The sequence below is a fragment of the Brevibacterium sp. SIMBA_078 genome (assembly GCF_046534565.1).
Lineage (GTDB): Bacteria > Actinomycetota > Actinomycetes > Actinomycetales > Brevibacteriaceae > Brevibacterium.
Map to the genome: position 1 here is coordinate 1 of NZ_JAWRYQ010000438.1, position 248 is coordinate 248.

General features: G+C 63.3%; 1 protein-coding gene. It reads right to left on the bottom strand.

Annotated elements, in window-relative coordinates:
- Positions 1-248 (bottom strand): hypothetical protein (locus SB749_RS20320; protein WP_410711902.1); only part of this gene is annotated, 248 nt, incomplete at both ends.

A 248-nucleotide genomic window follows, 5' to 3' on the forward strand; every position in this document is an offset into this window, starting at 1 on the left:
GCGAAAATGCGAGCAACGCGATGGCAGCCGGTGGCGTCTTGCGCAGGCAGAGGGCGCGCACGGTCCATAGCGCGACTGTCGCAAGCATGACGAATCCGCATGCATATGCGCCCGCGATGCCGAGTCGCGTGCCGTCCGCAGGCGAGCCGAGATAGAGCAGAACATAGCGGCAGGCGTCGACGGGGTGAAGCAGCAGCGACTTGATTCCGCCATTACTCGTAATCGGCGTCCAGCCATGCAAATAGGCG